Annotated in this window: 14 protein-coding genes and 1 riboswitch; of the genes, 8 read left to right on the forward strand and 6 right to left on the reverse strand. The window is 70.0% G+C overall.

The features are described from left to right. Window positions 1–9 precede the first annotated feature (9 nt). Window positions 10–1,554 (forward strand): malonate--CoA ligase, encoded by a 1,545-nt coding sequence (locus AC07YS_RS09915; protein ID WP_495267844.1) that lies wholly within the window; start codon window positions 10–12, stop codon window positions 1,552–1,554. Between the two features lie 22 nt (window positions 1,555–1,576). Here the strand turns inward: AC07YS_RS09915 and AC07YS_RS09920 are convergent, their stop codons facing one another. Beyond that, on the reverse strand, window positions 1,577–2,641 hold the full coding sequence (locus AC07YS_RS09920; RefSeq protein ID WP_495267845.1) for a phenylacetaldoxime dehydratase family protein: 1,065 nt from the start codon (window positions 2,639–2,641) through the stop codon (window positions 1,577–1,579). Between the two features lie 20 nt (window positions 2,642–2,661). After that, on the reverse strand, window positions 2,662–3,666 hold the full coding sequence (locus AC07YS_RS09925) for a carbon-nitrogen hydrolase family protein (RefSeq protein ID WP_492742217.1): 1,005 nt from the start codon (window positions 3,664–3,666) through the stop codon (window positions 2,662–2,664). A gap of 179 nt (window positions 3,667–3,845) precedes the next feature. On the opposite strand from AC07YS_RS09925, the gene AC07YS_RS09930 reads away from it, so the two are divergent. Continuing rightward, window positions 3,846–4,811, forward strand: coding sequence for an AraC-like ligand-binding domain-containing protein (locus AC07YS_RS09930; RefSeq protein ID WP_095745101.1), 966 nt, complete (start codon window positions 3,846–3,848; stop codon window positions 4,809–4,811). Between the two features lie 45 nt (window positions 4,812–4,856). Here AC07YS_RS09930 and AC07YS_RS09935 read toward each other — a convergent pair whose 3' ends face one another. From AC07YS_RS09935 to AC07YS_RS09950, 4 genes are all read right to left on the reverse strand, one after another. Further along, on the reverse strand, window positions 4,857–5,282 hold the full coding sequence (locus tag AC07YS_RS09935) for a universal stress protein (protein WP_062480532.1): 426 nt from the start codon (window positions 5,280–5,282) through the stop codon (window positions 4,857–4,859). A 73-nt stretch (window positions 5,283–5,355) separates the two neighbouring features. After that, a complete protein-coding gene (locus AC07YS_RS09940) occupies window positions 5,356–6,183 on the reverse strand; it encodes a sulfite exporter TauE/SafE family protein (protein ID WP_062480530.1) in 828 nt (275 codons plus the stop codon). 292 nt (window positions 6,184–6,475) lie between these two features. After that, window positions 6,476–6,811, reverse strand: coding sequence for a cell division protein ZapA (locus tag AC07YS_RS09945; protein ID WP_095745104.1), 336 nt, complete (start codon window positions 6,809–6,811; stop codon window positions 6,476–6,478). Then, window positions 6,808–7,035 (reverse strand): hypothetical protein, encoded by a 228-nt coding sequence (locus AC07YS_RS09950; protein ID WP_056581479.1) that lies wholly within the window; start codon window positions 7,033–7,035, stop codon window positions 6,808–6,810. The genes AC07YS_RS09945 and AC07YS_RS09950 overlap by 4 nt, the downstream gene beginning before the upstream one ends. A 398-nt stretch (window positions 7,036–7,433) precedes the next feature. Then, a riboswitch (cobalamin riboswitch) is annotated at window positions 7,434–7,673 on the forward strand. A gap of 72 nt (window positions 7,674–7,745) precedes the next feature. Between AC07YS_RS09950 and AC07YS_RS09955 the strand changes: the two genes are divergently transcribed. From AC07YS_RS09955 to AC07YS_RS09980, 6 genes are read left to right on the forward strand one after another with little or no spacing between them, the layout of a single operon-like run. Next, complete coding sequence (locus AC07YS_RS09955) at window positions 7,746–9,704, forward strand: TonB-dependent receptor domain-containing protein (protein WP_495267846.1); 1,959 nt, start codon at window positions 7,746–7,748, stop codon at window positions 9,702–9,704. Further along, window positions 9,689–11,086: a cobyrinic acid a,c-diamide synthase CobB gene (locus AC07YS_RS09960; protein WP_495267847.1), complete on the forward strand. Its 1,398-nt coding sequence runs from the start codon at window positions 9,689–9,691 to the stop codon at window positions 11,084–11,086. The genes AC07YS_RS09955 and AC07YS_RS09960 overlap by 16 nt, the downstream gene beginning before the upstream one ends. Continuing rightward, entirely contained in the window at window positions 11,073–11,654 is a 582-nt protein-coding gene (locus AC07YS_RS09965; RefSeq protein WP_159271953.1) for a bifunctional adenosylcobinamide kinase/adenosylcobinamide-phosphate guanylyltransferase, read from the forward strand. The genes AC07YS_RS09960 and AC07YS_RS09965 overlap by 14 nt, the downstream gene beginning before the upstream one ends. An 11-nt stretch (window positions 11,655–11,665) precedes the next feature. After that, a complete protein-coding gene (locus AC07YS_RS09970; protein WP_495267852.1) occupies window positions 11,666–12,532 on the forward strand; it encodes an ABC transporter substrate-binding protein in 867 nt (288 codons plus the stop codon). Window positions 12,533–12,537: 5 nt separating this feature from the next. Continuing rightward, a complete protein-coding gene (locus AC07YS_RS09975; RefSeq protein WP_495267848.1) occupies window positions 12,538–13,548 on the forward strand; it encodes a FecCD family ABC transporter permease in 1,011 nt (336 codons plus the stop codon). After that, window positions 13,545–14,327: an ABC transporter ATP-binding protein gene (locus AC07YS_RS09980; RefSeq protein ID WP_495267849.1), complete on the forward strand. Its 783-nt coding sequence runs from the start codon at window positions 13,545–13,547 to the stop codon at window positions 14,325–14,327. The genes AC07YS_RS09975 and AC07YS_RS09980 overlap by 4 nt, the downstream gene beginning before the upstream one ends. Window positions 14,328–14,435: the final 108 nt, after the last annotated feature.

Here is a 14,435-nt window from a genome sequence, read left to right on the forward strand (position 1 = left end):
ACGAAGATGATGAAGACGAAGTCCTCCCCCAACGCCAACCTGTTCGCCGCCTTGCGCGCGGCCTTTCCCGCCGACCTCGACGCCATCGCGGTCGAGACCGACAACGGTCTGTACTATTCGTGGCGCGACCTCGACCGCGCCAGCGCGATGATCGCCAACCTGCTCGACGGCCTCAAGCTCGAGAAGGGCGCGCGCGTCGCGGTGCAGGTCGAGAAATCGGTCGAAGCCATGCTGCTGTACCTCGCGACCTTGCGCGCGGGCTACGTGTTTTTGCCGCTCAACACGGCCTACCAGAGCGCCGAGATCGAGTACTTCATCGGCAACGCCGAACCCGCCGTGGTCGTGTGCACCGGCCGCAACGCGGCCTGGGTGCGCCCCATCGCCGAGGCGGCCGGCACGCGCCATGTGTTCACGCTGGACGACGACCGCACCGGCACGCTGCTCGACGCGGCGGCGCGCTGCAGCGACCGCCACACCGTGGCCATCAAGAAGGCCGACGACCTCGCCGCCATCCTCTACACCAGCGGCACCACGGGCCGCAGCAAGGGCGCGATGCTCACGCACCGCAACCTGCTGTCGAACGCCGAAGTGCTCAAGGACTACTGGGGCTGGACGAAGGGCGACGTGCTGATTCACGCGTTGCCGATCTTCCACGTGCACGGCCTGTTTGTGGCGTTGCACGGTGCGCTGCTCAACGGCAGCAAGATCCTGTGGTTCTCGAAGTTCGACCCCAAGCGCATCGTCGCCAAGCTGCCCGAAGCCACCGTGTTCATGGGCGTGCCCACGCTCTACGTGCGCCTGCTGGCCGAGCCGGGCCTCACGCGCGAGGCGGTGCGCACCATGCGCCTGTTCGTCGCGGGCTCGGCGCCGCTGCTCATCGAGACCTTCGACGAATGGCGCGAGCGCACCGGCCACACCATCCTCGAGCGCTACGGCATGAGCGAGACCGCCATGCTCACGTCCAACCCGTACGACACCGCCAAGGGCGAGCGTCGCGGCGGCACCGTCGGCTTCGCGCTGCCCGGTGTGCAACTGCGCGTGCGCGACGACGAGGGCAAGGACCTGCCGGTCGACGAGATCGGTGGCATCCAGGTGAAGGGCCCCAACGTGTTCGCGGGCTACTGGCGCATGCCCGAGAAGACGAAGGAAGAGTTCACCGCCGACGGTTTCTTCAAGACCGGCGACGTGGGCAAGATCGATGCGCGCGGCTACATCACCATCGTCGGGCGCAGCAAAGATTTGATCATCAGCGGCGGCTACAACGTCTACCCGGCCGAGATCGAGGGCTACATCAACGAGATGGCCGGCGTGGCCGAAAGCGCGGTCATCGGCGTGCCGCATCCCGACTTCGGCGAGGTGGGCGTGGCCATCGTGATCCCCAAGGGCGGCGCCACGATCGACGCCGACGCCATCGTGGCCGAGCTCAAGGCCAAGCTGGCGAACTTCAAGATCCCCAAGCGCTGCTTCGTCGTGCCGGAGCTGCCGCGCAACACGATGGGGAAGGTGCAGAAGGCGTTGCTGCGGGCGGAGCACAAGGGGCTGTTCGCCGCCTGAGCCTCGCCGCGCGCCCCGGGCTTCAGGCGGCGGGTGCGAGCCCGTTCATCAGCCCGCTGCGCGCGTGGCAGTTGATGTACTCGTAGCTCTGCTCGTCGGCCTTGAGCACCGACACCTCGTGGTACAGGCGCAGGCGCAGCTCGAAGTTCAGCGCCTGCACGTAGCGCATGAAGCTGCCGAAGATCGCGACGTGCGTCGGGTGCGACTCGGCCCAGCGCTCCATGTCGGCCAGCGAGCGCCAGTAGCTCAGACCGAAGGACTTCTGCAGCGGAGCGCCGTGTGCGTCGAGGTGGTGCATGAAGCGGTTGCTGTAGCAGCCGATGGGCAGGCCCTGGTCGCGCAGGAAGTCCATGCCTTCGCGCAGCACCGGGGCCATGTCTTCCAGGTAGCGCTGGCGTTCCTGGCCGGTGGTCTCGGTCCATTCCTGGCCCGAACGGATCATCGCGAGGTGCGTGTGGCCCGCGATGCGCACGCGCTGGCCCGGTGCAGGCGTGCCGGCGATCACCGCGCGCGTGCCTGAAGGCGCGAGCGCGTCGGCCTGCGCGAGCGGGAGTCGATCGCGCATCGACCCCCAGTAGCCGTGCTCCTGCAGTTCGCCGCTCACACCGCCCATCACCACGCCGATGCCCTCGAGGCGGTCGGGCGTGCTGAACAGGGTCTCGAAGTGCGCAGCACGCGGGGATGCGATTTCGCGGAAGTAGCCGAGGCCTTCATGCAAGCGCTCGTCGGCGTTCCACCAGGCCTCGATGGCGGGCGTGGCACACCAACGCGCGAACGCCGCCGCATCGTGCCAGTAGGCGATGGCGATCATGTTGTCGCAGCCGTCGGCGTCGACACAGTGGGCCAGGTCGTGGTGGCCGGGGCCGTCGGGCAAGGCGAAGTCGCCAGCGATCTTCAGGAGCGCGGCGCAGGCCCGGCCCTGCATCGCCGGACCGCGCGACTGCACGCCGAAATAGCCCATCACGACCTGGGTCGTCGTCACGGGCGCGCGCGCCGACCAGCCGGGGTAGGGCGGGGTGTGGTCGTCTGCCACGCGGCGCTCGCGGGTGCGCGGGCAGCGCAGGTGCTCGGGGATGGCCGATTCCATGGTGCGGCTCCGTGGTCGGCTCAGGCCACGACCGGCTCGGGCACGCTGCCCTCGGGCTCCGGCGTGAGCTGCACCACCACGGGTGTGCGCCGCGTCTTGTTCAGCAGCAGCTGTGTGACGTCGGGCCGCGAATAGTGACCGCTCGGATCGGCCGCCGCCTTGGCGAGCGCGATCATGCCGAGGTCGATGTCGGCGATCACCAGGCCTTCGGCGTCTTCGGCCAGCGGCGTGCCCAGTGGCGAACCGTCCGGGCCGTAGATGCGCGCATGCCCGCCGCCGACGCCCAGCATCTGCCGCTTGCCGTCGTCGGTGCACATCAGCTCGCTCATCGCCTTCGACACCGTGGCGCAGGGTGCGATGACGAAGCAGCCGCCTTCGACCGCATACACCTGGCTCGCGGCGTTGTTGACCTCGTGGCCCAGCGCGTAGGCCGCGCCGCGGTAGAGCGAAAAGCTGGGCCACGCGCCGCAGTGGATCTGCTCGTTCTGCGCGTACATCGCGTACTTGCTCAGCGGCTGCAGGTGCTCCCAGCAGCACAGCGAGCCGATGTTGCCCAGCGGCGTCTGGACCACGTGCAGGTCGGCGCCGTCGCCTTCGCCGAACACGGTGCGTTCCACGTGTGTGGGCTTGAGCTTGCGGCGCGTCTGCACGGTGCGGCCCTGGTCGTCGATCAGCGCCTGCGCGATGTACAGGCTGCCCGCCGCTTTCTCGCTGTAACCGAGCGAGAGCCAGATCTTGTGCTGGCGCGCCGCCGCCTGCAGGCGTTCGAACTCGGGCGAGCCGATGACCAGCGAGTTGTCGTGGTAGCGCTGCACGAACTGCATACCCCAGGCCGGCGAATCGAGCCAGACCCACCACGGGTAGCCCGGCACCCAGGTCTCGGGAAAGGCGATGAGCTGCACGCCCTGTTTCGCGGCCTGCGCCATGAGGTCGATGGTCTTGTCGATGGTGGCGTCGAGGTCGAGGAACACGGGCGCGGCCTGCACGGCGGCGACGCGGAGCTGGGGGTGGACGGTGGTCGGCATGGGGTGTTCTCCAGGGGGCAATGAACGTAACGAAATCTCCACTGTGCGCACCGGGTTTGCGCGGTGGCATGCGGGTTGCATGAAGCGTAAATTCGCGCCGCCGGAACGCCTTGACCCGGATTGGCGGCGTTCTTGTTCCAGCGTTGCATGTGCCTTGCGAAGGCCTTCCGAGGACCCCGATGACCCCCTTGCTCAGCACCGATGCCGTCCCGCGCGACCAGCGGCTCGCGTACTGGACCGACATGATCTGCAACGTCTACGTGCAGCTCGAATGCGACGCGGTGCGCACCGGCGACGGCGGCGACTTCGAGGGCAGCATCCGCCAGCACGCACTGCCCGGCCTTGGCATGTCGGTCGTGACCTCGCGGGCGCAGAAGGTGATGCGTACGCCGGGCCACATCGCCGCGTCGAGCGACGACTGTTTTCTCGTGAGCATCCAGGCGCGCGGGCAGGGCGTGGTGCGCCAGGACGGGCGCGACGCCGTGCTCGGCGCCGGCGACTTCGCGCTGTACGACAGCACGCGGCCTTACCAGCTGCTGTTCGACCAGCCCTTCGAGCAGATCGTGCTCAAGCTGCCCGGCGAGCGGCTGCGCAGCGAACTGCGCGACACCGAAGCGCTCACGGCCACCACGGTGTCAGGGCGCGAGGGCGCGGGGCACCTGCTGTTGGGCATGATCCGCACGCTGCGCGAGGACTTCGACGCGCTGCAGCCGGCCTCGGCGCTGGCGGTGGCCCATGGCGTGCAGAACATCCTCGTGGCCGGCCTGCAGACGCTGCCTGCGGCGCACGCACCGGCGCTCAGCAAGCTCACGGCGTACCACCTCGCGCGCGTGAAGCAGCGCATCGACGAGCAGCTGGCCGATCCGACGCTGTCGGTGGGCACGCTGGCGGCGCAGCTGGGCATGTCGGTGAGCCACATCCACCGCGTGTTCAAGAGCGAGCCGCTGACGCCCTCGCAGTACATCTGGGAGCGCCGGCTCGACGCGTGCAGCCGCGACCTGCTGGAGCCGCGCCTGGCAGGGCGGCCCGTGGGAGAGATCGCGTACGGGAGGGGGTTCAACGACGCGGCGCATTTCAGCCGCGCGTTTCGCGAGCGCTTCGGATGTTCGCCGCGCGAATGGCGGCAGCAGCGCTCGCCGCAATGACCGCGGCCACGGCGCATCGGCCGTCGCCGGGGTGATCGGGTCTTCTTACTGGACCAGCAGCACCGAGATGTCGGTCTCGGCCACGACCTTGGTCGCGACCGAGCCCATCAGCGCGCGGCCCAGGATGCCGTGGCCGTGCGTGCCCAGCACGATCAGCTCGGCCTTCGATTCGGTGGCCGACTTGAGGATTTCCTCGGCCGCGTGGCCGTGGCGCGCGTCGGCGGTGAAGTTGGCCACGCCTTTCTCGGCGAACCAGGCCTTCACCGGGTCGAGCACCTTGGCGTTTTCCTCGGCGTAGTACTCGGTGACGATTTCCTTGCTCAGGTGGCGCGCCACATGGCCGGAGATGCCGGTGCAGACATTGACCACCACCAATTCATGGCCGTCCACGAACATGGCGCGGTTGGCGAGCAGGTAATTGAGGGCCTTTTGCGTGTAGGCGCTGCCGTCGACTGCAATGAGGATTTTCATGGCTTTCCTTCTACGACTGTGAACAAGTGCCGCATAGGATGGCACAGGAAAGCCACGGGGTGTTTGATATGCCTCAGCCCCGCAGGCCCTTCCAGAGCATGTAGGCGGCCAGCAGGTACAGGATGCTCGCGAACACGCGCTTGAGCTTCTTCACCGGCAGGCTGTGCGCGGCCCTGGCGCCCAGCGGGGCGGTGAACACGCTGCAGGCCGCGATCACCACGAGCGCGGGCAGCCAGATGTAGCCGAAGGCGCCGGCCGGCAGGCCCTGCACCGACTGCCCGCTGAGCACATAGCCCAGCACGTTGGCCACCGCAATGGGAAAGCCCAGCGCCGCACTGGTCGCCACCGCGTTGTGGATCGCCACGTTGCACCACGTCATGAACGGCACGCTGATGAAGCCGCCGCCCGCGCCCACCAGGCCCGAGATGAAGCCGATGGTGCCGCCCGCCGCGAGCTGGCCGCCGGTGCCGGGCATCTGGCGCGTGGGCTTGGGCTTCTTGTCGAGGAACATCTGCGTGGCCGAGAAGCCCACGAACAGCGCGAAGAAGATGGCCAGCGCCGTGCCCTTGAGCAGCGCGAACACGCCCAGGCTGCCCGCAAGGCTGCCGATGACGATGCCGGGTGCCAGGCGCTGCACGATGTCCCAGCGCACCGCGCCGCGCTTGTGGTGCGCGCGCACGCTCGATACCGACGTGAAGATGATCGTCGCCATCGAGGTCGCGATCGCCATCTTCACCGCCAGATCGGCCGGCACGCCGCGCTGGCCCATGATGATCGTGATGAACGGCACCATCAGCATGCCGCCGCCGATGCCCAGGAGGCCGGCGAGGAAACCGGTGCCCAGGCCGAGCGCGGCGAGTTCGGCGATCAGGAGCGGGTCGAGCAGGGCAGCGAGGTTCACGGGAGGATGGGGAAAGAACGAGCGGCTGAAAAAGCAACGGCCCCGTGCGGTGAAGCAGGGGGCCGTGGCGGGAAAAGGTGTCTGCAGATGGTGTGCCGGACCCGCATCCTGAACCAGGGTTCAGGTGGGCGAGGGCAGCAGGACTTCGGGTTCATCTGACGCGAGATGATCACGCCCGTCAAGCGATGTACCAAGCCCGGCTCCGGAGAGCATTGGAACAAGGAAATATTAAGCCCGACACGTCTGCAGACAAAACGGATTTTACGCCCCGGATGTGCCGGGCCGCGTGCCCTCAGAGCAAATGTCCATCGCCCGCCAGGGCCTGATCGAGTCTCTGAATGAGCTGGGCGGCCTTCGGGTCGGTGTCGGTGGCGGTTTCTTCGGTGGCTGCGGCAACGGCAGGGGCCGGTGCGGCGGCAGCAGCGGCCTGCTGGGCCGCGAGATCGAAAGCCAGGTTCAGCGAGGCGAGCACGGCGATGCGATCGCGTGCCTTCACCTTGCCCGCGTCGCGGATCTTGCACATGGCCGCGTCCACGCGGTCGACGGCCTCGCGCAGTTGCGCTTCGCCGCCGTCGGGACAGCCGAGCAAATAGCTCTGGCCCATGATCTGTACTTCAATCTGCTTCATGCGTGATGGGAATCTTCGGAAGGGGGTTCGGCCGGCAGCCGTTCGAGCAGGGCATCGAGGCGGGTGCGGGCCGCGGCGAGCCGCGACTTCAGGCCGTCGCGTTCACGCGTGAGCGCATCGACCTGTTCCTGCAGCAGCGCGTTGGTGCGCTGCACCTCTTCGTGACGCACGAGCAGGCGTTCCACACGCTCGGCGATCTGGTCGATGGGGCTGGAGGCGGGCATGGTTGGCGATTGTAGTTTCCCGGGAATTCGGAACATCCGGCGCACCGCGCGGGGCGCGCACCGGACGTGGCCGAGATTCTGGGGCCTGCGCCGCCTGCGATCAAACCCGGTGTGGCGTGTGCGCCCCGTGGGCTAGGGTGAATCGGCATTCAGACGGGGCCGCGTTGGCCCGCCTTGCACCCGGATGCGCGGAGGGCGGCGCAGGCCAGAGTCATCTCTGGTCAAGCCGGCCGACAAAGCAGGCGGGTGCAAGGCGGGCCAACCCGAAGGGAAGGACGAATACCGGGCGCATTGCGGCGTTGCGCTTCGCTTGCGTAGCCAAGCTACGCGGCGCTCACCGCGCCTTGCACTGCACCCGGTATTCGTCCTTCGCGGCCCCGTCTGAATGCCGATTCACCCTAAAATCTCGCCCGTTGGTGCTCGCGGCGTGGTTCGCACGGCGCAGTTCAACGGGAAGCAGGAGTGGACGCCCCCCGGGGCCGAAGCCGCCTGCGCTGCCCCCGCAACGGTCAAGCAGACGACGCCGCAACGCGTCACCCCTTTCCATCCAGCCACTGGGCGCCCTGAAACAGGTGCCTGGGAAGGCGGCAAAGGGTCGATCTGCCAGCCCGGATACCGGCCAACAAGGCGGCTGCCGCATCGGCAGCCATGACGCCCATGGCGCCGGCGGGGAAGCCGGCCAGGGCATAGAAGTTCGTTCGGTTCACCCCATGATTTCCTGTGTTTCCCTCTCCAGCGGCCGCGCCAGCGCGCGCCGCAACCGTCCCGCGTGCCTGCCGCTGACGCTCGCCCTGGCTTCGGCCTTCGGCGGCCTGGCCCTGCTGCCGCTGGCCGCGCAGGCGCAAGCCGCAGCTGCTGCAGCAGCACCTGCCACGCTCGACGAGACCGTCGTCACCGCCAACCGCACGCCGCAGGCGCTGTCGGACCTGGTGGGCGATGTCTCCATCGTCGACCGCAAGACCATCGAGCGCAGCGGCGCCACCGGCGTGGCCGACGTGCTGGCGCGCCTGCCCGGCATGGAGATCTCGCGCAGCGGCGGCGTGGGCAACGCCACCAGCGTGTTCATCCGCGGCGCCGAATCGCGCTTCACCGCGGTCTACCTCGATGGCGTGCGCATCGATTCGCAATCGACCGGCGGCGCCGGTTGGGAAGGCATTCCGCTCGCGCAGATCGACCGCATCGAAGTGCTGCGCGGCCCGGCCGCCGCCGTGTACGGCTCGGACGCCGTGGGCGGCGTGATCCAGCTCTTCACCAAGCGCGGCGAGGAGGGCGTGTCGCCCTACGCCGGCATCGGCTTCGGCAGCCACGGCCTGCGCAAGATCGAAGGCGGCGTGAGCGGCAAGTCGGGCCTGCTCGACTACTCGTTCGGTGTCGCGCATGAGGAAAGCAAGGGCTTCAACATCCAGCCGATCGCCAAGCGCACGCCCTCGAAGGACGGCTTCACCAACCCCGACCGCGACGGCTACCGCAGCACCTCGGGCAACCTGAAGCTGGGTTTCCAGATCACGCCCGACCAGCGCATCGACGCCACCTTGCTCACCAGCAACACCGAAGCGGCCTACGACCCGTCGGTGAGCTTTCGCACCAAGCCGCCGATCACCTTCCGCAACGACGTGTCGACCAACGAACTGCGCACCGCCGGCCTGACCTGGTCGGCCAAGTGGAACGACATCTACAGCACCCGCCTGCAGGTGACCGATTCGCAGACCGTCTACAAGACCCAGCCCTCGTTCTACCGCACCGAAACCCGCCTGCGCGGCTACCTGTTCCAGAACGAATTCCGCTTCGGCGCGCACCTGGTGACCGCCACGCTCGAGCGCCGCGAAGACGCGCTCGAGAACGCGCCGACCACCTCGGCCAAGCTGTTCTCGCGCGACCGCTCGCAGAACGCCGCCGCACTCGGCTACGGCTATGTGAAGGGCCCGCATTCGCTGCAGCTGCATGCGCGCCATGACGACGACAGCGAGTTCGGCGGCAAGACCACCGGCAGCGCCGCCTACGGCTACGCGATCACGCCGAGCCTGCGCGCCACCGTGTCGGCCGGCACCGCGTTCCGCGCGCCCACGCTGTACCAGCGCTTCAGCGAGTACGGCCTGGCGAGCCTGCAGCCCGAATCGAGCCGCAACGTCGAGCTGGGCCTGCAGTACACGGCCGGCGCCACGCAGGCCGGCATCGTGCTGTACCGCAACCGCGTGCAGAACCTGATCGTGTTCGACGGCAGCGCCAAGGGCTGCCAGTCGTCGTTCGGCTGCTATGCCAGCACGGCGCGCGCACGCTACCAGGGCGTGACGCTCACGGGCGGCCACCGCATCGGCGACGTCACGCTGCGCGCCTCGCTCGACTACCAGGACCCGCGCGACCTCGCCACCGACCACCTGCTGGCACGCCGCGCACGGGCCCACGGCACGCTGGGCGCCGACTGGCGTATCGCCGGCTGGACGCTGGGCGCCGAGCTCCAGAGCTCGGGCAAGCGCTACGACGACGCAGCCAACACCGTCAAGCTCGGCGGCTACACGCTGCTGAACTTGTCGGCCAGCAAGCAGGTCACGCGCGACCTGAACCTCGTGGCGCGCGTGGACAATGTGGGCGACAAGGACTACCAGTTCGCACGGCTCTACGCCACCGGGGGCCGCACCGCGTACGTCGGACTCAAGTGGACTCCGCAGTAAACACCCGCCGCTCCTCGCCCGGCGCAGCCGTCACCTGCGCCGCGGTGCTCGTGGCCGCGCCGGCTTCGGGGCAGGGCAAGACCACGGTCGCAGCCGCGCTCGCGCGGCTGCACGTGCGCCAGGGCCGCCGCGTGCGGGCCTTCAAGTGCGGGCCCGACTTCCTCGATCCGCACTGGCTCGCGCTGGCCACCGGCGCGCCGGTGCACTCGCTCGACCTGTGGATGACCGGCGAGGCCGACTGCCGCGCGCGCCTGCATGCCGCCGCGAGCGAGGCCGACCTGGTCATCGTCGAAGGCGTGATGGGCCTGTTCGACGGCACGCCCAGCGCGGCCGAGCTGGCCGAGCGCCTGGGCCTGCCCGTGCTGGCCGTGATCGACGCGCAGGCCATGACCGGCACCTTCGGCGCGCTGGCCTACGGCCTGCAGAACTTCCGCCCGGGCCTGCCCTGGGCCGGCGTGCTGGCCAACCGCGTGGCCGGCGAGCGCCATGCCGACATGCTGAAGGACGCATTGCGCGAACCCGCCGACTGGCTCGGTGCCTTGCCGCGCAGCGCCGATTTCGCGCTGCCCGAACGCCACCTGGGGCTGGTCGGTGCCGCCGAACTCGGCGATGCGATGGTGCGGCTCGATGCCGCGGCCGACGTGCTCGCCGCCACGCCGCTGGGGCAGCGCACGCCCGGGCAGCTGCCGCAGGTGCGCTTCGAGCCCGTACCGGCCGCGCCCGTCGCGCCGCTGCTGGCCGGACGCACCATCGCCATCGCGCGCGACACGGCGTTCTCGTTCATCTACCCGGCCAACCTCGAGGTGCTCGAAGCCCTCGGTGCGCGGCTCGCGTTCTTCTCGCCGCTGGCCGACGAACCGCTGCCGCCCTGCGACGCCGCCTGGCTGCCCGGCGGCTACCCCGAGCTGCATGCGGCCGTGCTGTCGGCCAGCGACCGGCTGCGGCTCTCGCTCGCCAACCACGTCACGGCCGGCAAGCCGATCTGGGCCGAATGCGGCGGCATGATGGCGCTGTTTGACGAACTCGCCACGCGCGACGACGCCGAGCCGACCGACGTGCACCGCCTCTGGGGCGTGCTGCCGGGGCGGGCCGTCATGCAGAAGCGGCTGGCCGGCCTCGGCCCGCAGCAGCTCGACCTGGGCGCGCATGCCCTGCGCGGCCACACCTTCCACTACTCGCGCTGCGAGACGCCGCTCGCGCCCGCCGCGCGCACCGTCGGCACGCGCGGCGGCGAGGCACTGTACGTGCACGGCCCCGTGCGCGCGAGCTACTTCCATGCGTGGTTCGCGTCCAGCCCGGAAGCGACCGCGCGGCTCTTCAGCGCCATGCCCCTCGAACTCGACAGCCACGCCGCACAGGCGCCCCCCGATGCCCCTCACTGAGCACGAATTCATCCTCGGCGGCCAGAAAAGCGGCAAGTCGCGCCGCGCCGAGCAGCGCGCGGCCGACTGGCTGGCTTCCGGGCCCGCATCGCGCCGCGCGGTGCTGATCGCCACGGCGCAGGCCCACGACGACGAGATGCGCGAGCGCATCGCGCGCCACCAGGCCGACCGCGCCGAGCGCGTGCCCGGTCTGCAGACCCTCGAGGAGCCCATCGAGCTGGGGCGCGCCATCGTCACGCAGAGCGCGCCCGACACGCTCGTGGTGGTCGACTGCCTCACGCTGTGGCTCACCAACCTGCTGATGCCGCTGCGCACCGAAGGCGCCGCAGTGGTCACGCGCACGCCCTCGGCACACGCCACGCTGCTGCTCATCGCGCTGCGCGAGGCGCGCGGGCCAGTGGTGCTGGTCGGCAACGAGATCGGCTTGGGCGTGATCCCACTGGGCCGCGAGACCCGCGCCTTCGTCGACGTGCTCGGCCGGCTGAACCAGGACGTGGCGGCCGCCTGCCATCGCGCGACGCTGATGGTCGCCGGCCTGCCGCTGACGTTGAAGGCGCCCGGCGCATGAGCTTCGATCGCATGAAGACCTGGTTGCGCGCGTCGCTGCTCGGGCTCGCCCTGGTGGTGGGCGCGCAGGCGGCGCAGGCCGTCGACGTGGTCGATGAGCGCAGCGTCACCGTGCACCTGGCGCAGCCGCCGCAGCGCATCGTCTCGCTGCTGCCGTCGCTGACCGAAGGCGTCTGCGCGCTCGGCGCCTGCGACCGCCTGATCGGCGTCGACCGCTATTCCAACTCGCCCGCGCAGGTGCGCGCGCTGCCGCAGCTCGGCGGCGGGATCGACCCGAACGTCGAAGCCATCGTCGCGCTCAAGCCCGACGTGGTGCTGCTCGCCAAATCGTCGCGCGTCACGCAGCGGCTCGAGGCACTGGGCCTGAAGGTGATCGTGCTCGAACCCAAGAGCCACGCCGACGTGCGCCGCGTGCTGGGCGCGCTCGACCAGGTGCTCGGCACGCACGAAGCGCCGGCCGTGTGGCGCGCCATCGATGCGGCCGTGTCGGCCGCGGCGCAGTCGCTGCCCGCCAGCGCCAAGGGCCTGCGCGTGTACTTCGAGGTCAACACCGGCCCCTACGCGGCAGGCGATTCGTCCTTCATCGGCGAGACGCTCGCGCGGTTGGGCGTGAAGAACATCGTGCCGGCGTCGCTCGGCCCCTTTCCCAAGCTCAACCCCGAGTTCGTGGTGCGCGCGAACCCCGATCTCATCATGGTCAGCGTGCGCAGCGCGATGGGTCTGGAGCAGCGACCCGGCTGGGGCGGCATCCGCGCGGTGCGCGAAGGCCGCGTGTGCCGCTTCGACGCCGAGCAGACCGACGTGGTTGTGCGCCCCGGCCCGCGCATGGACGAGGCCGCGCGCCTGATGGCGCAGTGCCTGGCGGACAAGGGGCGGTGAGCGGCATGCATTCCGCCCATCTGCGTCGCGTGTTGCTGCTCGGTGCCGGCTTGCTCGTGTTGGGCGCGGCGTTGCTGCTCTTCGGCCTGGGCATCGGCAGCACCGGTTTCCAGAGCCTGCTGTCCGCGCGGCACGACCCGGTGGCGCTGCAGATCGTGTGGGACATCCGCCTGCCGCGCACCCTCGGCGCGTGGCTGGCGGGCGCGCTGCTCGGGCTCGCGGGCGCGGTGGCGCAGGGCCTGTTCCGCAACCCGCTGGCCGACCCGTACCTGCTGGGCAGCGCCTCGGGCGCGTCGCTCGCCGTGGCGCTGGCGCTGATGCTGTTCGGCGGCTCCGTCACCAGCACGCAATGGGTGATGCGCCTGGGACTCACCGGCGCGGCCTTTGTCGGCGCCGTGGCCGCGGTGCTGCTCACGCTCACGCTGGCGCGCGGCGTGCAGCAGACCCTGCGGCTGCTGCTGGCGGGCGTGATCGTCGGCGTGGTGCTGGGCGCCGCCAAGGACCTCATCACCATCGCCTCGGCCGACATCCTCCAGGCGCTGCAGGGCTTCGTGCTCGGCAGCACCGGACTGGTCGGCTGGGCTGCCTGCGGCGTGATGGCGGCGGTCGGCGCGGTCTGCCTGCTGCTGGCCTGGGCGCTCGCGCCGGTGCTCGACGGGCTCGCGCTCGGCGAGGCCACGGCGCGCAGCCTCGGGTTGCCGCTGGGCGCCATGCGTGCCGCGCTGGTGGCCGTGCTGGCGCTGGCGACCGGCGCCGCCGTCGCGCAGACCGGCCTGATCGCTTTCGTCGGCCTGGCCGCGCCGCACCTGGTGCGCTCGGTGGTCAAGACCACGCATGCGCGGCTGATCGTGCTGTCGGCGTTGATGGGCGGGCTGCTGCTGATGGCCGCCGACCTGCTGGCGCGCTGGCTGATCGCACCGCAGGAACTGCCGGTGGGCGTGCTCACCGCGGTGCTTGGCGGCAGCTACCTGCTGTGGCTGATGCACCGACGCGGCGCGAAGGGAGGCGGCCTATGAGCCGCACGCCATCCGCCGCGCTCGAAGCGCATGGCCTCAGCGCCACGCTCGGGTCGGTCGAGGTGCTGCACGGCATCGACCTGTCGCTCGCGGCTGGTCGTTGGACCAGCATCGTCGGGCCGAACGGCGCCGGCAAGTCGACGTTGTTGAAAGCGCTGGCTGGGTTGCTCGCACATCGCGGCGAAGTGCGGCTCTTCGGCGAGGCGCAAGCTGCCGTGCCGGCCCGCGTGCGCGCACGGCGCCTGTCGTGGCTGGGCCAGAGCGGCACGGGCGAGGGCAGCGCCGACGACCTGATGGTCTACGACGTCGCCATGCTGGGGCGCCTGCCGCACCAGCGCTGGCTGGCTGCGCCTAGCGAAGCCGATCGCGATGCCGTGGAGCGCGCATTGCGCAGCACCCAGGCCTGGGACTGGCGTGACCGTCCGCTGGGACAGCTCTCCGGCGGCGAACGCCAGCGCGTGCTGCTGGCGCGTGCGCTGGCGGTCGAGGCTGAACTGCTGCTGATGGACGAGCCGCTGGCCAACCTCGATCCGCCGCATCAGGCGGACTGGATGCAGACGGCGCGTGCACTGGTGGCGGAAGGCCGCACCGTGGTCAGCGTGCTGCACGAACTGCCGATGGCGCTGGCTGCGGATGAACTGGTGGTGATGAACCGGGGGAGGGTGACGCATCACGGTGCTTGTTCCGACCCTGAGACTCACCAGGCGCTGGAGCAGGTGTTCGACCATCGCATTCGCGTGCATCGCGTCGCAGACCAATGGATCGCGTTGCCGCTATGAAGCTTCGCGCATCAAGTCATTCGGGGCGCGCTCCCGCCGACGGGGCACCTTGCTCCGCGAATGTCCCCCGGCCTGCGGCCTCCTCCTTGATTTCGCTGCGCAAGGCAC

Source organism: Variovorax sp. GW458-11-26-14-LB1 (genome assembly GCF_059423965.1).